Source organism: Streptomyces sp. NPDC003327, assembly GCF_053589515.1.
In genome coordinates, this window is sequence record NZ_JBSFSA010000037.1 from 35,687 (window position 1) to 58,881 (window position 23,195).

At 71.8% G+C, this 23,195-nt stretch carries 22 protein-coding genes; 10 read left to right on the forward strand and 12 right to left on the reverse strand.

Going from position 1 to position 23,195, the window contains the following annotated elements; genetic code table 11:
• The first annotated feature begins 11 nt into the window (after positions 1-11).
• Positions 12-863 carry an NAD(P)H-binding protein gene (locus ACWDVG_RS24210; RefSeq protein ID WP_451701736.1) on the forward strand — a complete coding sequence of 284 codons (852 nt, stop codon included), beginning with the start codon at positions 12-14 and terminating at the stop codon, positions 861-863.
• Positions 864-943: 80 nt separating this feature from the next.
• Positions 944-1,687, forward strand: a complete 744-nt coding sequence (locus tag ACWDVG_RS24215) for a Mut7-C RNAse domain-containing protein (RefSeq protein ID WP_451701738.1) — start codon at positions 944-946, stop codon at positions 1,685-1,687.
• Here the strand turns inward: ACWDVG_RS24215 and ACWDVG_RS24220 are convergent.
• Entirely contained in the window at positions 1,684-2,187 is a 504-nt protein-coding gene (locus ACWDVG_RS24220; RefSeq protein WP_451701740.1) for a MarR family winged helix-turn-helix transcriptional regulator, read from the reverse strand. The two genes, ACWDVG_RS24215 and ACWDVG_RS24220, sit on opposite strands and share 4 nt — an antisense overlap.
• A gap of 23 nt (positions 2,188-2,210) precedes the next feature.
• Positions 2,211-2,771, reverse strand: coding sequence for a TetR/AcrR family transcriptional regulator (locus tag ACWDVG_RS24225; RefSeq protein ID WP_451701742.1), 561 nt, complete (start codon positions 2,769-2,771; stop codon positions 2,211-2,213).
• A gap of 116 nt (positions 2,772-2,887) precedes the next feature.
• On the opposite strand from ACWDVG_RS24225, the gene ACWDVG_RS24230 reads away from it, so the two are divergent.
• On the forward strand, positions 2,888-4,339 hold the full coding sequence (locus tag ACWDVG_RS24230) for an FAD-dependent oxidoreductase (RefSeq protein WP_451701744.1): 1,452 nt from the start codon (positions 2,888-2,890) through the stop codon (positions 4,337-4,339).
• Between the two features lie 2 nt (positions 4,340-4,341).
• Here the strand turns inward: ACWDVG_RS24230 and ACWDVG_RS24235 are convergent, their stop codons facing one another.
• Complete coding sequence (locus tag ACWDVG_RS24235) at positions 4,342-4,812, reverse strand: hypothetical protein (protein ID WP_451701746.1); 471 nt, start codon at positions 4,810-4,812, stop codon at positions 4,342-4,344.
• A gap of 102 nt (positions 4,813-4,914) precedes the next feature.
• On the opposite strand from ACWDVG_RS24235, the gene ACWDVG_RS24240 reads away from it, so the two are divergent.
• Entirely contained in the window at positions 4,915-5,679 is a 765-nt protein-coding gene (locus tag ACWDVG_RS24240) for an SDR family NAD(P)-dependent oxidoreductase (RefSeq protein ID WP_451701748.1), read from the forward strand.
• Between the two features lie 215 nt (positions 5,680-5,894).
• A complete protein-coding gene (locus tag ACWDVG_RS24245; protein WP_451701750.1) occupies positions 5,895-6,701 on the forward strand; it encodes a hypothetical protein in 807 nt (268 codons plus the stop codon).
• Between the two features lie 57 nt (positions 6,702-6,758).
• Here ACWDVG_RS24245 and ACWDVG_RS24250 read toward each other — a convergent pair whose 3' ends face one another.
• Positions 6,759-7,952 (reverse strand): RtcB family protein, encoded by a 1,194-nt coding sequence (locus ACWDVG_RS24250; RefSeq protein WP_451701752.1) that lies wholly within the window; start codon positions 7,950-7,952, stop codon positions 6,759-6,761.
• A 174-nt stretch (positions 7,953-8,126) separates the two neighbouring features.
• Between ACWDVG_RS24250 and ACWDVG_RS24255 the strand changes: the two genes are divergently transcribed.
• The 3 genes from ACWDVG_RS24255 to ACWDVG_RS24265 all read left to right on the forward strand — a co-directional run bounded on the left by ACWDVG_RS24255 (position 8,127) and on the right by ACWDVG_RS24265 (position 11,343).
• Positions 8,127-9,047, forward strand: coding sequence for a DUF3558 domain-containing protein (locus tag ACWDVG_RS24255; RefSeq protein ID WP_451701753.1), 921 nt, complete (start codon positions 8,127-8,129; stop codon positions 9,045-9,047).
• 89 nt (positions 9,048-9,136) lie between these two features.
• Positions 9,137-9,871, forward strand: coding sequence for a DUF3558 family protein (locus ACWDVG_RS24260; RefSeq protein WP_451701755.1), 735 nt, complete (start codon positions 9,137-9,139; stop codon positions 9,869-9,871).
• 119 nt (positions 9,872-9,990) lie between these two features.
• Positions 9,991-11,343, forward strand: a complete 1,353-nt coding sequence (locus tag ACWDVG_RS24265) for a DUF2637 domain-containing protein (protein ID WP_451701757.1) — start codon at positions 9,991-9,993, stop codon at positions 11,341-11,343.
• 79 nt (positions 11,344-11,422) lie between these two features.
• Here the strand turns inward: ACWDVG_RS24265 and lysS are convergent, their stop codons facing one another.
• Entirely contained in the window at positions 11,423-13,144 is a 1,722-nt protein-coding gene (gene lysS / locus ACWDVG_RS24270) for a lysine--tRNA ligase (protein WP_451701759.1), read from the reverse strand.
• A 169-nt stretch (positions 13,145-13,313) separates the two neighbouring features.
• Between lysS and argS the strand changes: the two genes are divergently transcribed.
• Complete coding sequence (gene argS / locus ACWDVG_RS24275; protein ID WP_451701760.1) at positions 13,314-15,080, forward strand: arginine--tRNA ligase; 1,767 nt, start codon at positions 13,314-13,316, stop codon at positions 15,078-15,080.
• Between the two features lie 100 nt (positions 15,081-15,180).
• Here argS and ACWDVG_RS24280 read toward each other — a convergent pair whose 3' ends face one another.
• The gene (locus tag ACWDVG_RS24280) at positions 15,181-15,450 is read right to left on the reverse strand and encodes a DUF1876 domain-containing protein (RefSeq protein ID WP_451701809.1); all 270 of its coding nucleotides are present in this window, start codon (positions 15,448-15,450) and stop codon (positions 15,181-15,183) included.
• A 199-nt stretch (positions 15,451-15,649) separates the two neighbouring features.
• Between ACWDVG_RS24280 and ACWDVG_RS24285 the strand changes: the two genes are divergently transcribed.
• Positions 15,650-16,537 carry an NAD(P)-dependent oxidoreductase gene (locus ACWDVG_RS24285; RefSeq protein WP_451701762.1) on the forward strand — a complete coding sequence of 296 codons (888 nt, stop codon included), beginning with the start codon at positions 15,650-15,652 and terminating at the stop codon, positions 16,535-16,537.
• Positions 16,538-16,570: 33 nt separating this feature from the next.
• On the opposite strand, the gene hemB is transcribed toward ACWDVG_RS24285, so the two are convergent.
• The 6 genes from hemB to ACWDVG_RS24315 form a co-directional block, all read right to left on the reverse strand.
• Positions 16,571-17,566, reverse strand: a complete 996-nt coding sequence (gene hemB / locus ACWDVG_RS24290) for a porphobilinogen synthase (protein ID WP_451701764.1) — start codon at positions 17,564-17,566, stop codon at positions 16,571-16,573.
• A 160-nt stretch (positions 17,567-17,726) separates the two neighbouring features.
• The gene (locus ACWDVG_RS24295; RefSeq protein ID WP_451701766.1) at positions 17,727-19,397 is read right to left on the reverse strand and encodes a uroporphyrinogen-III synthase; all 1,671 of its coding nucleotides are present in this window, start codon (positions 19,395-19,397) and stop codon (positions 17,727-17,729) included.
• A complete protein-coding gene (hemC, locus tag ACWDVG_RS24300; protein WP_451701768.1) occupies positions 19,394-20,380 on the reverse strand; it encodes a hydroxymethylbilane synthase in 987 nt (328 codons plus the stop codon). The genes ACWDVG_RS24295 and hemC overlap by 4 nt, the downstream gene beginning before the upstream one ends.
• Complete coding sequence (locus ACWDVG_RS24305) at positions 20,377-21,732, reverse strand: glutamyl-tRNA reductase (protein WP_451701769.1); 1,356 nt, start codon at positions 21,730-21,732, stop codon at positions 20,377-20,379. The genes hemC and ACWDVG_RS24305 overlap by 4 nt, the downstream gene beginning before the upstream one ends.
• Positions 21,729-22,532: a redox-sensing transcriptional repressor Rex gene (locus ACWDVG_RS24310; RefSeq protein WP_451701771.1), complete on the reverse strand. Its 804-nt coding sequence runs from the start codon at positions 22,530-22,532 to the stop codon at positions 21,729-21,731. The genes ACWDVG_RS24305 and ACWDVG_RS24310 overlap by 4 nt, the downstream gene beginning before the upstream one ends.
• A 272-nt stretch (positions 22,533-22,804) precedes the next feature.
• On the reverse strand, positions 22,805-23,083 hold the full coding sequence (locus tag ACWDVG_RS24315) for a glutaredoxin family protein (protein WP_451701774.1): 279 nt from the start codon (positions 23,081-23,083) through the stop codon (positions 22,805-22,807).
• Between the last annotated feature and the right edge of the window lie 112 nt (positions 23,084-23,195).

Consider the following 23,195-nt stretch of genomic DNA (forward strand, 5'->3'; position numbering starts at 1 on the left):
AGGGGTCCGTCATGACCGTTCTCGTCACCGGCAGCCGCGGCCGCGTCGCCACCACCCTGCTCGACCTCCTCTCCGCCGCGGGCATCAAGACCGCGGCCGGCTCCAGGAACCCCGCGGACCTCTCACCACCCGACGGGGTCGACACCGTCCGCTGCGACCTCTCCGACCCGGCGAGCTTCGACGCCGCCCTGTCCGGGGTGGACTCCGTCTTCCTGTACGCCGAGGCGTCGCACGCCGAGACGTTCGCCGAGCGCGCCCGAGCCGCCGGCGTCGGCCACGTCGTGCTGCTCTCCTCCAGCTCGGTCCTCGCACCGGACGCCGCGGAGAACCCCATCGCCGCCTCGCACCTGGCGGCCGAGCGCGCCCTGGCCGCGGCCGCCGCGGCCGGCGCGTTCGAGGCCACCCACCTCCAGCCGGGCGCCTTCGCCACCAACGCCCTGGCGTGGGCGTGGGCACTCCGTTCCGGACGACCGCTCGAACTGCCCTACCCCGGCTCCTACGGCGATCCGATCCACGAGCGGGATGTCGCGGAGGCCGCTTTCGCGGTGCTCACCGAGCCGCGGCTGCGCGGCTCCTCGTATCTGCTGACGGGCCCCGAGTCGCTGACCTTCACCGAGCAGCTGACGATCCTGTCGGCCGCGGCCGGGCGGCCCCTCCCCCACACCGCGGTCACCCCGGAGGAGTGGAAGTCCTCGGTCCGGGACGTCATGCCCGAGCCCTTCGCGGACGCGCTCCTCGCCCACTGGGCCTCCCACGACGGCCGGCCGACGCCGGTCACCTCCACCGTGGAGGAGCTGACGGGCCACCCGGCCCGCACCTTCGCCGAATGGGCCGCCGACCACGCGGACGCCTTCAGATCCTGAGGCGCAGGCCCGGCGGCCGACGGTCCCCCTGCCGCCGAATTGCCTGGCCGACGGCCCCGCCGCGGTGCCATCCTGTCCCCGTGAACGGACCGGAGATCCAGATCAGCTTCGCCCCCGGCCTGCGGCTCTTCGTCTCGGCGGAGCGACGCTCGGGGCGCACCCCCGTGACGACCGACGGCATGTCCTCGCTCGGGCACGTCGTGGAGTCCCTGGGCGTGCCCCTCACCGAGGCCGGACGCCTGCTGGTCGACGGGCGGCCGGTCGACGTCTCGCACGTCCCGGTGGCGGGCGAGACGGTCGAGGTGGAGGGAGTGACGCGGCCCCAGCCGGTGCCCGGCGCCCCGCTCCGCTTCCTGCTGGACGTCCACCTCGGCACCCTGGCCCGCCGTCTGCGCCTGCTCGGCGTCGACGCGGCCTACGAGAGCGAGGACATCGGCGACCCGGCGCTGGCCGCCCTCTCCGCCCGCGAGCAGCGCGTCATGCTCTCCCGGGACCGGGGACTGCTGCGCCGCCGCGAGCTGTGGGCCGGTGCCTACGTCTACAGCGACCGGCCCGACGACCAGCTCCGCGACGTCCTGGAGCGGTTCGCTCCGCCGCTCGCCCCCTGGACCCGGTGCACGGCGTGCAACGGCGAGCTGACCGAGGCCGACAAGGACGCGGTGCGCGAGCGCCTGGAGCAGGGCACGGAGAAGACGTACGACGTGTTCGCGCAGTGCGTGGCGTGCGGCCGCGTCTACTGGCGGGGCGCCCACCACTCACGCCTGGAGGCGATCGTCTCCGACGCCGTCCGCGAGTTCGGCGGCGCCCCGGTCCACCGGGGCTAGCGACCGGGAGGCGTCTCGTCGGTCAGGCCGTCGCGCAGCCGCTCGATCTGGACGGCGGAGACCTCGACCGTGCGTCGCATGTGGGCGATGAGCAGGGCCACCTCGGCGTCGCTGTAGGCGTCGAACATCGCGCCCCAGGTCCCGTTGAGCCGCCGCCAGAAGGCGCCGAGTTCCGCCATCCGTTCGGGCACGAGCGCCACCAGGACCCGGCGCCGGTCCGTCGTGTCCCGCTCCCGGGTGACGTACCCGGCGCGTTCCAGACGGTCGACGAGCCGGGTCGCGGAGCCGGTGGTGAGCCCGGTCAGCTCGGCGACCCGTCCGGTGGTCACCGGCTCCGTCTCCAGGCTGAGCAGGTTCAGACACTGCACGTCGGTCGGGTGGAGCCCCAGATGGTCGGCGACGGCCTGGTTGAACAGGGCGTAGGCGGCCATGTAGCGGCGGGCCTCCCCGTACAGCTCGGTCATCAGCGCCTCGCGCCGGGCGGAACTCTTCTGCGGCATGCAGAAAGTGTACGGAGCAGAGGTCAGGCGGCGTCGGCGGTCAGATAGCGCTGCACCGTCGGGCCCAGCCAGGCCACGATCTCGTCCCGCGTCATCTCCACGACCGGCGGGAGCCGCAGCACATAGCGGGCGAGCGCCATACCGAGGATCTGGGAGGCGACGAGCCCGGCCCGGCGCGGCGCGTCCTCGGGGCGGGGGCAGACACCCCGGGCGACCGGTCCGAGCTGCTCGGCGAAGATCGCCCGCATGCGCTCGGCGCCGGCCTCGTTGGTGACTCCGACCCGCAGGAGCCCGGTCAGCACCTCGTCGCGCTCCCAGCGGTCCAGGAAGTGCCCGACCAGGACCGGCCCGACGTGCCGTGCGGGCAGTCCGCCCAGGTCGGGCAGGGCCAGCTCGATGGAGGAGGCGGCGGCGAACAGCCCCTCCTTGTTGCCGTAGTAGCGCATCACCATCGACGGGTCGATCCCCGCGTCGCGCGCGATGGCCCGGATGGTGGCGCGCTCGTACCCGTCGGCGGCGAAGCGCTCGCGGGCGGCCTCCAGGATCGCGGAGCGGGTGGTGTCGGAACGGCGTGCGGTCGTCATACCAACAACTGTAGGCCAACAGACGTTGACACTCCAGCCGACCCAGGCCTACAGTTGCCAACAAGCGTTGACCAACAACCGTTGGCCGACCAAGCGGGCACCCCTCGGAGGCAGCCATGAGCACGCACCGCGCGACGGACAGCACCGCCACCACGCCCCCCGCCGACACCGACGTCCTCGTCGTGGGCGCCGGACCCACCGGACTGCTCCTCGCGGGCGACCTCGCCGCCGCCGGCATCGCCGTCACCCTCGTCGAACGCCGCCCGCCCGCCCGCGCCAACATCACCCGCGCCTTCGGCGTCCACGCCCGCACCCTCGAACAGCTCGACGCCCGCGGCCTCGCCGACGAACTCCTGGCCACCGGCACCACCCTCACCCGCATGCGCCTCTTCGGCCGGCTCGCCCTCGACCTCACCCGACTGCCGTCCCGCTTCAACCACCTGCTCATCACCCCCCAGTACGAGGTCGAGCGCCTCCTCCAGCGCCGCGCGGCCGACGCGGGCGTCACCTTCCACGACGAGACCGAACTGCGCGCGCTCCACCAGGACACCGACACCGTCACCGCCACCCTCACCGGCCCCGACGGCACCCCCCGGACCCTCCGCGCCCGCTACCTCGTCGGCACCGACGGCATCCGCAGCTCCGTCCGCTCCGCCCTCGGACTGCCCTTCCCCGGCGTCTCCGTCATCCGCTCCCTGGTCCTCGCCGACGTCCGCCTCGCCGAGGAGCCCGCCGAACAGCTCACCGTCAGCGGCAACGGCGAGACCTTCGCCTTCCTCGCCCCCTTCGGCGACGGCTGGTACCGCGTCATGGGCTGGAACCGCAACCACCAGGTCCCCGACAGCGCCCCCGTCGACCTCGACGAGGTCCGCGAGATCGCCCGCCAGGCCCTCGGCAGCGACTACGGCATGCACGACGCCCGCTGGATCTCCCGCTTCCACAGCGACGAACGCCAGGCCCCCGCCTACCGCGTCGGCCGCGTCTTCCTCGCCGGCGACGCCGCCCACGTCCACTCCCCCGCCGGCGGCCAGGGCATGAACACCGGACTCCAGGACGCCGCCAACCTCTCCTGGAAGCTCACCGCCGTCCTCCGCGGCGACGCCCCCGCCCCCGAAGAGCTCCTCGACACCTACCACTCCGAGCGCCACCCCGTCGGCGCCACCGTCCTGCGCAGCAGCGGCGCCATCGTCCGCCTCGCCATGGCCCACACCACCCTCACCCGCGCCGCCCGCACCCTCGCCGCCGGCTTCCTCGGCCACGTCCGCCCCGCCTCCGACCGCGCCCTCGGCCAGCTCAGCGGCCTCGCCGTCGCCTACGCCCCCGCCCCCGGCCAGAAGCGCCCCTCGGGCCGACGCGCCCCCGACGTCACCCTGCGCGAAGGACGCCTCCACGAGCTGCTGCGCAGCGGCCGGTTCGTCCAGATCGCCCCCGAAGGCACCCGGCCGCCCCTGCCCGCCGACGCCCCCGTCAGCCCCGAGCACCTCGTCCGGGCCACCTGGACGGACCCGACCCGCCGCACCACCGTGCTCGTCCGCCCCGACGGATACGTCTACGCCACGAGCCGATGACCTCAGAAGACGTAGGGATCACCGGTGGCGAGGACCAGCACCCGATGCCGGTCGTTCCGCGCGTTGGAGTCGAGAGCCCCGTCCCGCCACGCCGTACTGATCTCCACCGTCAACTCGTCCGGCGACCCCGCCGTCCGCAGGTCGAGCGCCAGCTCCCCCACTCCGCCGGCCACCCGCAGCTCACCCGTCCGGCAGGAGACGACCCGGTCACTGCTCCACAGACAGGCGGGCGGCAGCTCCTGCCCGCCCGCCATGGGCTCCGAGAAGGCCAGCCGGACCGTCGCCTGCGGGAGATGGGCGGGACCGTGGTTCTCGCTCACCAGCCAGACCCCGAGCCGACCGTCCCAGAGCGAGAGGTGACCGTGGTGGGACAGATCCGCCTCGACCTCCACGGCACCGGCACTTCCGCCCGCACCCATCACCACGGCGGCCGCAAGGCCGACCGCGAGCACACCGTTCCGCATGACAGACATAAGCCAAAAATACCCATGGATCGTCACATATTCTGACAACCCATCAGTCAGCGTGTCCCGATAGCATCCGCTGCTATCGACCACTTGCACGAGGAGCACGTCATGACCGGCCCCGGCACCCCCATCGCCGTCGTCACCGGAGCGAGCAGCGGCATCGGCGCCGCCACCGCCCGACAGCTGGCCGCCGCCGGCTACCGCGTGGTGCTCACCGCCCGCCGCAAGGACCGCATCGAGGCCCTGGCCGCCGAGATCAACGACGCCGGCCACCAGGCCACCGCCTACGCCCTCGACGTCACCGACCGGGCCGCCGTCGACGAGTTCGCGACCGCCTTCCGCTCCCTCGCCGTCCTCGTCAACAACGCCGGCGGCGCCCTCGGCGCCGACCCCGTCGCCACCGGCGATCCCGACGACTGGCGCCGCATGTACGAGGTCAACGTCATCGGCACCCTGAACATGACGCAGGCCCTGCTCCCCGCCCTCACCGCGAGCGGCGACGGCACGGTCGTCGTCCTCTCCTCGACCGCCGCCCACGCCACGTACGAGGGCGGCGCGGGCTACGTCGCCGCCAAGAACGGCGCCCGCGTCCTGGCCGAAACCCTCCGCCTGGAGATCGTCGGCACCCCGGTCCGCGTCATCGAGATCGCCCCCGGCATGGTCAAGACCGACGAGTTCGCCACCACCCGCTTCCGCGGCGACACCGACAAGGCGGCCAAGGTCTACGCGGGCGTCGCGGCCCCCCTCACCGCCGACGACGTCGCCGACACCATCACCTGGGCCTGCACCCGCCCCCCGCACGTCAACATCGACCTCCTGGTCGTCCGCCCCCGCGCCCAGGCCTCCAACACCAAGGTCCACCGCGAGCTGTGAACCCTTCCGGGTGAACCCTCCCGATCACCCGCACGTCAAGCGAAAAGGCGCCCTAGCGTCCAAGACAACTCCATACAGAAACGGCCCTCGGCAGGGATTGCAGTCCCGGCCGAGGGCCTCACCAGAAGGAAGACGCAACTTCCCACGGCTGAACAGGCCCTAGCGCGCCCGCGCTGTTCGACATCAGCGCCCTCACACCCGCCTCGCCGCCCTTCATGGACCTCGAGAACCCCGAATACGCCTACATGTTCGGCTTTCTGCAGGCCGACGGGCACCTGGGGCACGGGACACGCAGGCGGGGGCGCCTGCGTGTCGAGATCGGCGGGCGGGACATCGGCATTCTCCGCGAGTTCCAGCGCCTGACTCCGTACATCAGCAGCATTTCTGAACGCACGAGGTCCACGAACTTCTCGCCGAGCCATCACTCGGCCATCTGGACCCTCTGCGCTCTCGAAGCCCGCACCATCCTCAACCAGCTGGGGCTGCCGTACGGCAAGAAGTCCATGAAGATCACGCCGCCACGCGTGCCGTTCTCCCGCCCCGACTACCTTCGCGGCGTCATCGACGCGGACGGCTCGGTCGGCTTCACCGGCCAGGGCTATCCCTTCATCTCCCTCACCACGGCGAGCACCGCGATCGGCGCGTACCTCTGCCATTACGCGAAGAAGGGCACCGGCGCCGAACGCCAGATCGCGCGGAACACCCGCGACGGTATCTACAACATCCTCTACACGAAGGAAGCGGCCGTTCGTCTGGCCGAGCACCTCTACTACCCCGGTTGCCTCGCCCTGGAGCGCAAGCAAAGTGCCGCCGCCTCCCTCTCCGCGTGGGTACGTCCGCCAGGAATGAAGGTGCGGCCACCCCAAAAGCGCTGGACCGCCGACGACGACCGAATCCTGCTCGCGGCACCGGTACTAGCCGACGCGGCCGCAGAGCTCGGTCGGTCCCTTGCGAGCTGTCAGGTACGGCGGTGGCGTCTCCGCAACGGCACCGACTCGTCGGGGGCACCACACCGCTCATAACCCCGACCGGGCAGCATCCGGCTCCGCTACCGGTGCCGGATGCTGCCCGCGCGGGCGTCAGCCCTTCACACAGATGAACTGCTTGAGCTTGGCGACCACCTCGACGAGGTCCCGCTGCTGGTCCATCACCTGCTCGATCGGCTTGTAGGCGCCGGGAATCTCATCGATGACGCCGGAGTCCTTACGGCACTCCACGCCCCGGGTCTGCTCCTCCAGGTCCCGCAGGGTGAAGCGCCGCTTCGCAGCGCTCCGGCTCATCCTCCGCCCGGCGCCGTGCGAGGCGGAGTTGAACGCCTTCTCGTTCCCGAGCCCCTTCACGATGTACGAGCTGGTGCCCATCGAGCCCGGGATGATCCCGAACTCCCCACGGCCCGCCCTGATCGCTCCCTTACGTGTGACCAGCATGTCCATGCCCTCGTACCGCTCCTCCGCCACGTAGTTGTGGTGGCACGAGATCTCGTCCTCGAAGGTCACCTTCGCCTTACGGAACTCCTTGCGGATCACTTCCTTCAGAAGCGCCATCATGATCGCGCGGTTGTACTTCGCGTACTCCTGCGCCCAGTACAGATCGTTGCGGTACGCCGCCATCTGAGGCGTGTCCGAGACGAACACCGCCAGATCGCGGTCCACCAGGCCCTGGTTGTGCGGCAGCTTCTGGGCCACGCCGATGTGGTGCTCGGCGAGTTCCTTGCCGATGTTGCGGGAACCGGAGTGCAGCATCAGCCACACCGCACCTGACTGATCAAGGCAGACCTCGATCATGTGGTTTCCACTTCCGAGCGTTCCCATCTGCTGTCCGGCACGTTCTCGACGGAACTTGACCGACTCTGCGATCCCGTCGAACCGCGACCAGAAGTCGTCCCACCCCGCCGTGGGGAACCCGTACAGCCGCCCAGGGTCCACCTCCTCGCGGTGCATGCCGCGGCCCACCGGGATGGCCTGCTCGATCTTCGAGCGGAGCCGCGACAGGTCACCCGGGAGGTCGTTCGCGGTCAGCGAGGTCCTGACCGCCGACATGCCACAGCCGATGTCCACGCCCACCGCCGCCGGGCAGACCGCGTCCCGCATGGCGATCACGGAGCCGACCGTCGCGCCCTTGCCGTAGTGCACGTCCGGCATCACGGCCAGGCCCTTGATCCACGGCAGCGTCGCCACGTTCTGCAGCTGCTGCATGGCACCGCCCTCCACCGTCGAAGGGTCGGCCCACATGCGGATGGGCACCTTCGCGCCCGGTACCTCGACGTACGACATACTTCCTCAATTCCCCCGAAAAGTCTGATAACGCAAAAACCGGAGCCAAAGCCCGTACAGGTGACGGCGGACCGGCATCAACGGCTGCGTGTGCGATAGACATTGTGTCCACCAGCCGGGATCGCGCGGCAAACAGTTTTCGGGAGAGACCCCGGCGGAAGGGAGCCTGAGACCGTGCAGCGAAAGAGGTACGCCCCCGGGCGCCCCGGGCACGTCGGGACCACCGCCCGCGCCGCCGCGCTCCTCGCGCTCGGGCTCACGGCCGGCCTCACCGGCTGCTCCGCCGGCGCCGCCACCGAGGACGTCGCGGTCGACGCCAAGGCGGGCCCCGCCGCCCCCGTCGCACCGCCCGGCCGCTACCGCACGCTCTTCGAGCCCTGCGGCGCCGTCCCGCAGACCGCGCTGCGCGACCTCCTCCCCGGCGCCGCCGCCCTCCCCGACGCCGAGCGCGACAAGGCGTACCGCGGCACCGCCGCCGTCACGTACGACACGGACCGCCGCGTCGGCTGCTCCTGGAAGGCGGACACGCCCGAGGCCTCGCACCGGCTCGTCCTCGACGTCGAGCGGGTCGTGTCGTACGACCCGGTCGTCAGCGACGACGCCCGCGCCCAGGAGGTGTTCAGCGGCAAGCAGACCGCCGCCGGCATCCCGCTGGCCCCGACCACCCCCCCGACGACCGCGCCGACCGCCACCCCCTCGACGACCGCGCCGGCGACGGCCGCGCCCCCGTCGGCGCAGCTCGCAGGCAACAAGCCGACGACCACGGCGACCGGCGCCACGGCGACCGGCGCCCCGGCCACCGGCACCACGGCCACGGCCCCGTCGACGCCGACCGCGACCCCCTCCGCCACCGGCCTCGAACCCCGCGTCCTCGAAGGCCCGGGCGACATCGCGTTCCTCGACGACGCCCTAGGCGACGTCGGCGCGACCGGCCGCCAGCGGGTGATCAGCGTGGTGTTCCGCACATCGAACGTCATCGTGACCATCCGCTACGAGGTGCGGACCCCCGGCTCCGCGGAGGCCCCCGACAGCAAGGAACTGCAGGACAAGGCCCGGAATCTGGCCCGGCTGCTCGCCGAGCGGCTAGAGGAGTAGCCGACCGGCTCCGCTCCGTGAGCGGAGGGCGACCCCGTAACGTGTCGGATTACCCGCGCCGGACCGTACGACAAGCGACTGAAGGAACCATGCAGCGATCAGCCCCGCGTCTCACCCGCATACTCGCCTGCGCAGCCGTGCCCGTGATGCTCGTCGTCGCAGGCTGCTCGTCCGACTCCGACGGCGGCAGCGGCTCGGGCTCCGGGGGCGGGGAGAAGGGCTCGGCCTCCGCGACGCCGACGCCCACGCCGACCCCGACGCCGACGGTCGAGCCCGCGAAGTACGCGAAGCTCCCGGTGGTCTGCAAGTCGATCTCCGAGAAGACGGCGACCACGCTGGTGCCGAAGGCGAAGAACAAGAAGGGCACCCCGGCGGCCTCCTCGGACCTCGGCAGCCGGGGCGGCTGCTCGTGGAACGGCCTGGACGACAAGGGCGTCAAGGGTTCGCAGTACCACTGGCTCGACGTGTCGTTCTACCGCTACGAGTCGGACCCCTCCCTCGGCAGCGGCCAGGAGCGCGCGCACGAGAACCTCGCCAAGGAGATCGAGAAGCTCCGGGCGACCCCCGGCGCGAAGAAGCTCCGCACGACGACGCCGACCGGCATCGGCGACGAGGCGCAGGCCGTGGCGTACCAGGTGAACAAGACGGGCGAGGACTTCGTGTACGCCTCGATCGTCGCGCGTACGGGCAACGTGCTGGTCCTGCTCTCGTACAACGGCGCCGGTTACGCGGGCGGCCCCACGCCGACCGAGAAGTCGATCATGGAGGGGGCGGCGAAGGCCGTCAAGGAGGCCGTGGCCTCGGTGGCCACCGCCAACAAGTAGGCACAAACCCGCACGGACCGGCACGTCCGGACGGAGCCCGTTCCTCCCCAGAGGGCCGGGCTCCGTTCACATGTGCCACTCTGTGCGCGCGGGATGTCGAATGACGGGAGGGGTCGCGGGTGGCCGCGATGCAGCTGACACGCACACACCGAATACTCATCGGCCTCGTCATCGGCGGCGCCGTGATCATCGCCGGCATCGGTTTCGCCGGGTCGTACGCCGCCGTGCGTGAACTCGCGGTCACCAAGGGGTTCGGCACCTTCTCGTACTTCTTCCCGATCGGCATCGACGCGGGCATCTGTGTGCTGCTCGCCCTCGACCTGCTGCTGACGTGGATCCGCATCCCGTTCCCGCTGCTGCGCCAGACGGCGTGGCTGCTGACGGCGGCGACGATCGCGTTCAACGGCGCGGCGGCGTGGCCGGACCCGCTCGGCGTGGGCATGCACGCGGTCATCCCCGTGCTGTTCGTGGTCGCCGTCGAGGCGGCCCGTCACGCGGTGGGCCGGATCGCGGACATCACCGCCGACAAGCACATGGAGGGCGTCCGGCTGACCCGCTGGCTCCTCTCGCCCGTGCCGACGTTCCGGCTGTGGCGGCGGATGAAGCTGTGGGAGCTGCGCTCGTACGAGCAGGTGATCAAGCTGGAGCAGGAGCGGCTGATCTACCAGGCCCGGCTGCAGGCGCGGTTCGGCCGCTCGTGGCGCCGCAAGGCCCCGGTGGAGGCCCTGATGCCGCTGCGTCTCGCCCGGTACGGGGTGCCGCTCGCGGAGACGGCGGCGGCGGGTCTCGCGGCGGCGGGTGTGGAGCCCCAGCTGCTGCCGCCGCAGCCGCAGCCCGCCCAGGTGGCCCAGCCCACGCAGGTCGCCGCGGGCCAGGCGCAGGCGCAGGTCCCGGCGCTTGAAGCCCAGGCCCCCGCCCAAACCCCCGCGCACCCCCAGGCACAGTCCCAGGCCACGGTCGCGGCCCAGCCCCACCCGCACGACCAGCCGCAGCCGCAGCCCCAGCCGCAGAACCCGCCCCAGGCACAGCCCCAGGGCCCCGGCCGCCCCCCGGAGCAGCCGGTGAACCACGAGAGCCCGTGGTTCGACGCCCCGCAGGTCTCCCCGGAGTCGTACGAGGGCACGTACAACCCCCGGATCGTGGAGGGCCTCGAACCGACCCCGGTCCCGGTGCCCCAGGGCCCGGAGGACATCCCGCCGCCGGGGCCCGAGCAGTTCGTGGAGTACCCGGAGTACGTGGAGGAGGCGCCGCGCGAGCCGGTGGACGGCTTCGAGGACGTCGTCTACAAGGTCATGGAGTCGTACGTGCTCGAACACGAGCGGTTCCCGGCGGAGGACGTGCTGGCGCAGCTGGTCGCGGAGCAGTTCGGGCTCGCGGAGTTCCCCGAGACCGAGCTCGGCCTGCTGCGGCAGGCGGTCCCGGCCGCGCAGGAGCGCGTCCACCAGGCGCGGGCCGAGGTCGACACCCCGTAACCCGGCGCGACACGGCGTACGGCGAAGGGCCGCCGCCCCGGTTCCCCGGGACGGCGGCCCTTCGCCTTGTGTCCGTGCGTCAGGCGCCGAGCAGCTTGCGGACCCGGTCCGCCCCCACCGCGAGGAGCAGCGTCGGCAGGCGCGGCCCGGTCTCACGGCTCACGAGGAGCTTGTAGAGCAGGGCGAAGAAGGCGCGCTGGGCGACCTTCAGCTCGGGCGTCGGCTTGGCCTCCGGGGTGAGCCCGGCCATCACCTTCGGGACGCCGTAGACGAGGGTGGTGAGCCCGTCGAGCGACCAGTGGGAGTCGAGGCCCTCCAGGAGCAGCCGGAGCGACTCGCGGCCCTCGTCGTCCAGGGAGCCGAGGAGCGCGGTGTCGGGCTCCTCGCGGACGATGGTGCGCTGGTCGGCCGGGACCTGACTGGTGATCCAGTTCTCGGCGCGGTCGAGGCGCGGCCGGACCTCGTCGAGGGAGGTGACCGGGTTCTCGGGGTCGAGGTCGGTCAGGATCCGCAGGGTCTGCTCGTCGTGGCCCGCGGTGATGTCGACGACCGAGGCGAGCGTGCGGTACGGCAGCGGGCGCGGGGTGCGCGGCAGCTCGCCGGCCGCGGTGCGGGCGGCGCGGGTGTGCGCGGCGGCGTCGGCGGGCAGGACGGTGCCGTCGGCGACCTTGGCCTCCAGCTTGTCCCACTCGTCGTAGAGCCGCTGGATCTCCTGGTCGAAGGCGATCTTGAAGGACTGGTTGGGCCTGCGGCGGGCGTAGAGCCAGCGCAGGAGCTGGGGTTCCATGATCTCCAGGGCGTCGGCCGCGGTGGGGACACCGCCCTTGGAGGAGGACATCTTGGCCATGCCGCTGATGCCGACGAAGGCGTACATGGGGCCGATGGGCTGGACGCCGTCGAAGATGCGGACGATCTGGCCGCCGACCTGGAACGAGGAGCCGGGCGAGGAGTGGTCGACGCCTGAGGGCTCGAAGATGACGCCCTCGTAGGCCCAGCGCATGGGCCAGTCGACCTTCCAGACGAGCTTGCCGCGGTTGAACTCGCTGAGCTTGACGGTCTCGGCGAAGCCGCAGGCGGAGCAGGTGTAGCTCAGCTCGGTGGTGTCGTCGTCGTAGGCGGTGACGGTGGTGAGGTCCTTCTCGCAGCCGCCGCAGTACGGCTTGTACGGGAAGTAGCCGGCGCCGCCGCCGGAGCCGTCGTCCTCGGCGGCCGCGCCGGAACCCTCCTCGGCTTCCAGCTCGGCCTCGTCGACCGGCTTCTGGGACTGCTTCTTGGGGGCCTTCTTCGTCCGGTACTGGTCGAGGACGGCGTCGATGTCGGCGCGGTGGCGCATGGCGTGCAGGATCTGCTCGCGGTAGGCGCCGGAGGCGTACTGCTCGGTCTGGCTGATCGGGTCGTACTCGACGCCGAGCTCGGCGAGCGCCTCGACCATGGCGGCCTTGAAGTGCTCGGCCCAGTTGGGGTGGGGCGAGCCGACGGGGGCCGGGACGGAGGTCAGCGGCTTGCCGATGTGCTCCGCCCAGGAGGCGTCGATGCCCTCGACGCCGTTCGGCACCTTGCGGTAGCGGTCGTAGTCGTCCCAGGAGATCAGGTGCCTGACCTGGTGTCCGCGGCGGCGGATCTCGTCGGCGACGAGGTGCGGGGTCATGACCTCGCGGAGGTTGCCGAGGTGGATCGGGCCGGACGGGGAGAGGCCGGAGGCGACAACGACCGGTTTGCCAGGCGCACGTCGCTCCGACTCGGTGATGACCTCGTCCGCGAAACGGGAGACCCAGTCGGTCTCGGTGCTGCTCTGAGCCACGGTCGGTACGTCCTTCTTTCTTGGAGCCCTCAAAGCCTTACGCCAGCCATTCTCCCAGACGGGACGGCGCGCTCCGAGGTTGTCCACAGGGGAGAAAAACACGTTGCTCTGCCGTGGGACACTTGCACAAGCGAAACAGACCTGACGATCTCAACAGGAACGGAAGCTCATGGCCTCGGTCCCTTCTCTCGCTTCGACCGTGCAGCAGCGCCTCGCGGAAGGTCTCTCGGCAGCCCTGCCGGAGGCCGGGTCCGCCGACCCGCTGCTGCGACGAAGCGACCGGGCCGACTTCCAGGCCAACGGCATCCTGGCCCTGGCGAAGCGGCTGAAGGGCAATCCGCGCGAGCTGGCGACGAAGGTCGTCGAGGCGATTCCGGCCAATGACGTGCTCGGTGAGATCGAGGTGTCCGGCCCCGGCTTCCTGAACATCACGGTGACGGACGCGGCGATCGTCGAGACGCTCGCGGCGCGTGCCGCGGACGCGCGCCTCGGCGTGCCGTTCAACGAGGCGGCGGGCACGACGGTCATCGACTACGCCCAGCCGAACGTGGCGAAGGAGATGCACGTCGGGCACCTGCGGTCGGCGGTGATCGGTGCGGCGATGGTGGAGATCCTGGAGTTCACGGGCGAGAAGGTGGTCCGGCGGCACCACATCGGCGACTGGGGCACCCAGTTCGGCATGCTCATCCAGTACCTGATCGAGCACCCGCACGAGCTGGACCACAAGGCCGAGGGCGGTGCGGAGGTCTCCGGTGAGGAGGCCATGTCGAACCTCAACCGGCTCTACAAGGCCTCGCGCGCGCTGTTCGACGCGGACGAGGAGTTCAAGACGCGGGCGCGTGCCCGGGTCGTGGACCTGCAGGCGGGCGACGAGGAGACCCTCGCGCTGTGGCAGCGGTTCGTCGACGAGTCGAAGATCTACTTCTACTCGGTCTTCGAGAAGCTCGACATGGACGTGCGGGACCCCGACATCGTCGGTGAGTCCGGGTACAACGACATGCTGCACGAGACCTGCCGGCTCCTGGAGGAGTCGGGTGTCGCGGTCCGTTCGGAGGGTGCGCTGTGCGTGTTCTTCGAGGACGTGAAGGGCCCGGACGGCCAGCCGACCCCGCTGATCGTGCAGAAGTCGGACGGCGGTTTCGGCTACGCGGCGACGGACCTGTCGGCGATCCGGGACCGGGTGGCGAACCTGAAGGCGACGTCCCTGCTGTACGTGGTGGACGCGCGCCAGTCGCTGCACTTCAAGATGGTCTTCGAGACGGCGCGCCGGGCGGGCTGGCTGAACGAGGACGTGAAGGCCGTGCAGCTGGCGTTCGGCACGGTGCTCGGCAAGGACGGCAAGCCGTTCAAGACCCGTGAGGGCGAGACGGTGCGGCTGGTGGACCTGCTGGACGAGGCGATCGACCGTGCCTCCGCGGTGGTCCGCGAGAAGGCCCAGGACCTGACCGAGGAGGAGATCGCCGAGCGGGGCGCCCAGGTGGGCATCGGCGCGGTGAAGTACGCGGACCTGTCGACGTCGGCGGCCCGTGACTACAAGTTCGACCTGGACCAGATGGTGTCGCTGAACGGCGACACGTCGGTGTACCTGCAGTACGCGTACGCCCGTATCCAGTCGATCCTCCGCAAGGCGGGCGACGCGAAGCCGGCGGCCCACCCGGAGCTGGGGCTCGCGGCCTCGGAGCGGGCGCTGGGCCTGCACCTGGACGGCTTCGGCGAGCAGGTCGCCGAGGCGGCCGCGGAGTACGCGCCGCACAAGCTGGCCGCGTACCTGTACCAGCTGGCGTCGCTGTTCACGACGTTCTACGCGGAGTGCCCGGTGCTCAAGGCGGACACCGAGGAGCAGGTCGAGAACCGTCTGTTCCTGTGCGAGCTGACGGCCCGCACGCTGCACCGGGGCATGGCCCTGCTGGGCATCCGGACGCCCGAGCGCCTCTGACGCCCGCGGCGAGCCCCCGGTACGGACCTCCGTGCCGGGGGCTTCGCCGTCTCCGCCGTCCAGCGGTCGAGCCACCCCACCGTCCAGCCGTCCCCCGGGCTCAGCGGATGGGGTGCGACGTCCGGCCGGACACCTCGTCGATCTCGGTGTGCGCCTTCTGCAGGAGCTGCGAGGCGAGGTCCATGAGCGCCCTGGCGCCGGCGATCTCCTCGCCGACCCGCAGCTGGTCGGGATCGGAGGGGTGCCGGTTGGCGGTGCCGTGGGCGCGGAACTCGGTGCCGTCCCCCAGCCGGACCATGGCGGCCGCCCTCGTACGGTCGCCCTCCTCCTGGAACTCCATCTCCACGTGCCATCCGACGAGCGTGTGCATCATGAGGACCACCTCCGGCGAGGTACCTGTTGGCTCTCGTACCTCTCCAGGGTGCTCCGCCCCGCCGTTCCTTACCAATCGGTGCGTACCTGAGGGAAAAGTCGGTACTTGTGGGGCAGGTCGGGCCGCCGGATGATCGACGCAGAGCCGCCGGGAGCGCGGCTCGGATCCCCGACCCCACCCCTTCTGGAGCTTCGCCATGCCCGAAAACACCCCGGCGTCCCGTGTCTCCGTCCTCGGTCTCGGTCTGATGGGCACCGCGCTGGCCGCGGCGTTCCTGCGGGCCGGCCACGACGTGACCGTGTGGAACCGGTCCGCGTCCAAGACCGGCCCGCTCGTCGCGCAGGGCGCGCTGCCCGCCGCGACGCCGGCGGAGGCGGTGGACGCCGGTCCGCTGGTGGTCCTGTGCCTGCTCTCCAACGAGAACGTCGAGGAGGTGCTGGCGACGCTTCCGGAGTCCCTGGCGGGCCGGACGGTCGTGAACCTGACGAACGGCACCCCGGCGCAGGCGCGTGCGCTCGCCGAGCGGGTGTCCGCCCGCGGGGCGCGGTATCTGGACGGCGGGATCATGGCCGTCCCGCAGATGATCGGGGGCCCGCACGCGTACGTCTTCTACAGCGGTGACGAGGAGGCGTACGAGGAGCACCGCGCCACGCTGGCGGCCCTCGGCGGCACCCGCTGGACGGGCACGGACCCCGGCTTCGCGGCGCTGCACGACCTCGGTCTGCTGACGGGCATGTACGGGATGCTCATCGGCGTCGTGCAGGCGCTTGCCCTGGTCCGTACGGAGAAGATCGGCGCGGAGGAGTTCAGCGGGCCGCTGGTGGAGTGGATCACCGCGATGCTCGGCATCGTTCCGGAAATCGCCCGGGCCGTCGACACGGGCGCGCACCTCACGGACGTGTCCAGCCTCGCGGTGAACCAGGCGGCGTTCCCGAACTTCCTGGCGACCTTCGCCGAGCAGGGCGTCAGCGGGGAGCTGTTCGAGCCGTTCCAGGTCCTGCTGGACCGCTCGGTCGCCGAGGGGCACGCGGCGGACGGCCTCTCCCGCCTCGCGGAGATGCTGACCGCCACGCCCCGCGGCTGAACAGGACGGGCGCGCGAGGGGGCGTTTCGCCGACTAGCGCCCGATCTTCCGGGCGGCCTCGGTGGCCCAGTAGGTGAGGATCATCCGCGCACCGGCGCGCCGGATGCCGGTGAGGGTCTCCATGATCGCCTTGTCGCGGTCGATCCAGCCCTTCTCGGCGGCGGCCTCGACCATCGCGTACTCGCCGCTGATCTGGTACGCGGCGACGGGCACGTCCACGGCTTCGGCGACCTTCGCGAGCACGTCGAGGTAGGGCCCGGCCGGCTTGACCATCACCATGTCGGCGCCCTCCTCCAGGTCCAGGGCCAGCTCGCGCATCGACTCGCGGAGGTTGGCGGGGTCCTGCTGGTAGGTCTTGCGGTCGCCCTTGAGGGAGGAGCCGACGGCCTCGCGGAAGGGGCCGTAGAAGGCAGAGGAGTACTTCGCGGTGTACGCGAGGATGGACACGTCCTCCTTGCCGATGGTGTCCAGGGCGTCCCGGACCACTCCGACCTGGCCGTCCATCATCCCGGAGGGCCCGACGACGTGGACGCCGGCGTCGGCCTGCACCTGGGCCATCTCGGCGTACCGCTCCAGGGTGGCGTCGTTGTCGACGCGCCCTTCGGCGTCGAGGACCCCGCAGTGCCCGTGATCGGTGTACTCGTCGAGGCACAGGTCCGACATGACGATCAGGTCGTCGCCGACCTCGGCCCGCACGTCCCGGATCGCGACCTGGAGGATGCCGTCGGGGTCGGTCCCGGCCGTACCGATGCCGTCCTTCTTCGCGTCCTCGGGCACGCCGAACAGCATGATCCCGGAGACGCCGGCCTCCACGGCCTCCACGGCGGCCTTCCGGAGGGTGTCCCGCGTGTGCTGGACGACTCCGGGCATGGCACCGATCGGCACGGGCTCGCTCACGCCCTCCCGCACGAACGCGGGAAGGATCAGGTCGGCGGGGTGCAACCGCGTCTCGGCCACCATCCGTCGCATGGCAGGGTTCACCCGCAGCCGCCGCGGCCGCGCCCCGGGAAAGCTTCCGTACGAGTTCATGCCACGAGGCTACGCCCGTCACCGCGGGGCACTTGCCGACACGGTGCCGGTCCGAGGGCGCGACAGCGCCCGCCCCCGGCCTCGGAAACCGGAGGGCGCGGGCCCCGAAGGACCCGCGCCCCGAACCGCGCCCCCTACGGCTCTGCGATCCGACCGCCGCTTACGTCGTACGGCGGCGACGCGCGCCCGGGCGCCGCTCGCTCGGGCGGGTGACCGGGTCCCCGGCCTCCAGCGCGGCCTCCCGCCGCCGCAGCCCGAACTCCGCCAGCGCCTCCGCCAGCTTGTGCACGGACGGCTCGGGCGACAGCACGTCGACCCGCAGCCCGTGCTCCTCCGCCGTCTTGGCGGTGGCGGGCCCGATGCACGCGATGACGGTCACGTTGTGCGGCTTCCCCGCGATGCCGACGAGGTTCCGCACGGTCGACGAGGACGTGAAGAGCACGGCGTCGAAGCCGCCGCCCTTGATCGCCTCGCGGGTGTCCGCCGGCGGCGGCGACGCCCGTACGGTCCGGTAGGCGGTGACGTCGTCGACCTCCCACCCGAGCTCGATGAGCCCCGCGACCAGCGTCTCGGTCGCGATGTCGGCGCGCGGCAGGAAGACGCGGTCGATCGGGTCGAAGACCGGGTCGTACGGCGGCCAGTCCTCGAGCAGCCCGGCCGCGGACTGCTCGCCGCTCGGCACCAGGTCCGGCTTCACGCCGAAGTCCACCAGGGCCGCCGCGGTCTGCTCGCCGACCGCTGCGACCTTGATCCCGGCGAAGGCGCGGGCGTCGAGCCCGTACTCCTCGAACTTCTCGCGCACGGCCTTGACCGCGTTCACGGAGGTGAAGGCGATCCACTCGTACCGGCCGGTGACGAGGCCCTTGACCGCGCGCTCCATCTGCTGCGGGGTGCGCGGCGGCTCGACGGCGATGGTGGGGACCTCGTGCGGCACGGCGCCGTACGACCGCAGCTGGTCGGAGAGCGACGCGGCCTGTTCCTTGGTGCGCGGCACGAGCACCCGCCACCCGAAGAGGGGCTTGGACTCGAACCACGACAGCTGGTCCCGCTGCGCGGGGGCGCTGCGCTCGCCGACCACGGCTATCACGGGCCGGTGGCCCTCGGGCGAGGGCAGGATCTTGCCCTGCTTGAAGACCTGCGCGATGGTGCCGAGGGTGGCGTTCCAGGTGCGCTGCCGGGTGGTCGTACCGGCGATCGTCACGGTGAGCGGGGTGTCCGGCTTGCGGCCCGCCGCCACCAGTTCACCGGCTGCCGCGGCGACCGCGTCCAGCGAGGTCGACACGACGACGGTCCCGTCGGAGGCGCCGACCTCGGTCCAGCACCGCTCGTCGGCGGTGCGGGCGTCGACGAAGCGCACGTCCGTGCCCTGGGCGTCGCGCAGCGGCACGCCGGCGTACGCGGGCACGCCGACGGCGGTGGCGACGCCGGGGACGACCTCGAAGGGGATGCCCGCTGCGGCGCAGGCCAGCATCTCCTGGGCCGCGTTCCCGTCGAGCCCGGGGTCGCCGGTCACCGCTCGGACGACCCGCCTGCCGCCCCGCGCGGCCTCCATGACAAGATTGACCGCGTCCCTCAACACGGGGACACCGGCGGCTGTTGACGACTCGTCAACGACCGTCAGCTCCGGCGTGCTCACGCCCGCGCGCGCATGGCAGCGGACGACGTCGAGCACCTCCTGCTCGGCGATCAGGACGTCCGCCCCGGCGAGGGCCTCGACGGCCCGCAGGGTCAGGAGACCGGGGTCGCCCGGGCCTGCGCCGAGGAACGTGACGTGGCCGGGGCCCGCGAAGGCCGGGGACACGTGGCTGGTGGTCGGGCTGGTGGGGTTCAAAGTGCTCGCTCCCCCATAAGACCGGCCGCGCCCTTGGCGAGCATCTCGTCCGCGAGTTCGCGTCCGAGTGCCGCCGCCTCGTCGTGCGAGGTGGGTACGGGTCCGGTGGTGGACAGCTGCACCAGCGTCGAGCCGTCGGTGGTGCCGACGACGCCGCGCAGGCGCATTTCGGTGACAACCTGCCCGTGACCGGGGTCGTCGGCCAGCAGGTCGGCCAGCGCACCCACGGGTGCGGAGCAGCCGGCCTCCAGGGCGGCGAGCAGGGATCGCTCGGCGGTCACGGCGGCCCGCGTGAGCGGGTCGTCGAGAGCGGCGAGCGCGGAGACGAGTTCGGCGTTCGACGCCGGGCACTCGACGGCCAGGGCCCCCTGACCGGGGGCGGGCAGGACGGAGTCGACCGACAGGGGCTCGACCGAGAGGGAGCCGGTGAGCTCCTCGGTCCCGCCGATGCGGTTGAGTCCGGCCGCGGCGAGGACCACCGCGTCCAGGTCCCCGCCGTGGACGTAGCCGACCCGGGTGTCGATGTTGCCCCGGATCGGAACGCAGGTGAGCTCCAGTCCGTGGCTGCGCGCGTACGCGTGGAGCTGGGCCATGCGCCGCGGCGAACCGGTGCCGACGCGGGCGCCCCTGGGCAGCCGGTCGAGCGTGGTGCCGGCCTTCGCGATGAGCACGTCGCGCGGGTCCTCGCGCTTCGGGATCGCGGCCAGCACGAGCTCGGGGTGCTGGGCGGTCGGCAGGTCCTTCAGGGAGTGGACGGCGAAGTCCACCTCTCCGGCGAGGAGCGCGTCGCGCAGGGCGGCGACGAAGACGCCAGTGCCGCCGATCTGCGCGAGGTGCTCCCGGGAGGTGTCCCCGTACGTCGTGATCTCCACGAGCTCGACGGGCCGGCCGGTCAGCTGCCGGACGGCGTCGGCCACGTGCCCGGACTGGGCCATGGCGAGCTTGCTGCGCCTGGTCCCGAGCCTCAGTGCCCTCTCGGTCATACTCGCCCTCGGTTCTTGACGTCGGCGTCATTCAGGTCGGCCCGGCTGACAGAAGCCACCGTCTCCGGGTCGAGGTCGAAGAGTGTCCGCAGCGCGTCCGCGTACCCGGCGCCGCCGGGCTCGCTGGCCAGCTGCTTGACCCGCACGGTCGGCGCGTGCAGGAGCTTGTCGACCACGCGGCGCACGGTCTGGGTGATCTCGGCGCGCTGCTTGTCGTCGAGGCCGGGTAGGCGGCCCTCCAGCCGGGCGACCTCGCCCGCGACCACGTCGGCGGCCATGGCGCGCAGGGCGACCACGGTCGGGGTGATGTGGGCGGCGCGCTGGGCGGCGCCGAAGGCGGCGACCTCGTGGGAGACGATGCCGCGGACCAGGTCGACGTCGGCGGCCATGGGCGCGTCGGCGGATGCCTCGGCGAGCGACTCGATGTCGACGAGCCGGACGCCGGGGACGCGGTGGGCGGCGGCGTCGATGTCGCGGGGCATGGCGAGGTCGAGGAGCGCGAGCGGCGTACGACGGCCCCGCACGGCGGTCTCGACGGCCTCGCCGGTGAGGACGAGTCCGGTGGCGCCGGTGCAGGAGACGACGACGTCGGCACGTGTCAGTTCGTCGCCGACGGCAACCATCTCGACCGCGCGCGCGGCGACGCCCGTGCCGCCGGGCTCCGTGAGGATCTCGGCGAGGCGCTGGGCGCGGGCGGTGGTCCGGTTGGCGATGACGATCTCGGAGACGCCGGAGCGCGCGAGGGTGGCGGCGGCGAGCGAGGACATCGAGCCGGCGCCGATGACCAGGGCGCGCTTGCCCGCGGCCCAGCTCTCGACGTCCGGTCCCTCGGCGAGCTGCTCCAGGCCGAAGGTGACGAGCGACTGCCCGGCCCGGTCGATCCCGGTCTCGCTGTGGGCGCGCTTGCCGACCCTCAGGGCCTGCTGGAAGAGGTCGTTGAGGAGGCGTCCGGCGGTGTGCTGTTCCTGGCCGAGGGCGAGGGCGTCCTTGATCTGGCCGAGGATCTGGCCCTCGCCGACGACCATGGAGTCGAGCCCGCAGGCCACCGAGAAGAGGTGGTGGACGGCCCGGTCCTCGTAGTGCACGTAGAGGTACGGAGTGAGCTCCTCCAGTCCGACGCCGCTGTGCTGGGCGAGGAGCGTGGAGAGCTCGGCGACCCCGGCGTGGAACTTGTCCACGTCGGCGTAGAGCTCGATGCGGTTGCAGGTGGCGAGGACGGTGCCCTCGGTGGCCGGTTCGGCGGCGAGGGTGTCCTGGAGCAGCTTGGCCTGGGTGTCCGCCGACAGCGCGGCCCGCTCCAGGATGGAGACCGGGGCGCTGCGGTGGCTGAGGCCGACGACGAGGAGGCTCATGCCGGCATCACGGCGGGGACGTCCCCGTCGGGTCCCTTGCGGCCGGTGCCCGCGGTGCCGCGGGGAGCCGGCGGTACGACGGAGGCGGCGGCGGGCACGGCGGCGGCGCCCTGCTCGGCGTCCTCGGCGTCCGTCTCCTCGCCGGCCTTGCGCTGCTCGTGGAAGGCGAGGATCTGGAGCTCGATGGAGAGGTCGACCTTGCGGACGTCCACGCCGTCGGGCACGGAGAGCACGGTCGGCGCGAAGTTCAGGATGGAGGTGACGCCCGCGGCGACGAGCCGGTCGCAGACCTGCTGGGCGACTCCGGCGGGGGTCGCGATGACGCCGATGGAGACGCCGTCCTCGCTGATGATCTTCTCGAGCTCGTCGCTGTGCTGGACGGGGATCCCGGCGACCGGCTTGCCGGTCATGGCGGGGTCGGCGTCGATCAGCGCGGCGACGCGGAAGCCGCGGGAGGCGAAGCCGCCGTAGCCGGCGAGCGCGGCGCCGAGGTTACCGATGCCGACGATGACGACCGGCCAGTCCTGGGTGAGGCCGAGCTCGCGGGAGATCTGGTAGACGAGGTACTCGACGTCGTAGCCGACACCGCGGGTGCCGTACGACCCGAGGTAGCTGAAGTCCTTGCGCAGCTTCGCGGAGTTGACGCCGGCCGCGGCCGCGAGCTCCTCCGAGGAGACCGTGGGTACGGAGCGTTCCGACAGCGCGGTGAGTGCGCGCAGATACAGCGGAAGGCGGGCGACGGTGGCCTCGGGAATTCCTCGGCTACGGGTCGCCGGTCGGTGAGTTCGGCCAGTTGCCACGGTGCTCCTGCGGGATGAGCGGGGCTGCAGGCGGCCATACGTCCCAAGACCGCCCCGTCGAATGCAGGCTATGTCTTTGTGAACGCGTGCACAAAGATGGTGTCCGTTTTGTCCACCCAAAGTGACCGGGGTCACGCGGCCGGTTCTCGACGGTACGGAACCGCGGAGCGTCGCAGAGCGTTGAGATTCCGACGGGGGCAAAACCGCACACACTCCTCACGATGCCGCCCCCGAAACCCAACAAAACGTCCACGATGGTAACCGGCTTTCGGTCACGCACCCAGTTCTCGCCGGAGCCGCTCGGGGTCCACTCGCCAGAAGGTGTGCTGCTCGCCGTCGACCAGCACGACGGGGATCTGCTCCCAGTACGCCCGGTAGAGCTCCTCGTCGCGCGTGATGTCCTTCTCCTCCCACGACGCCCCGGTTTCGGCGCAGACCGCCTCGATCACCGCGCGGGCGTCGTCGCAGAGGTGGCACCCCGGCTTGCCGATCAGCGTCACGGTGCGCGACGCCGGGTCCTTCTTCTTCGTCCGTCCGAACATGACGTCCATTCTGCGCGCCCGCCCCCCAGCACCCGGCCCGCCGGTTCAGAGCCGGGTCGCCGACTGTTCACACCCTCGCATCCCCACAAGTCGGGAAGTACCGAACAGACTGGCTATGCTC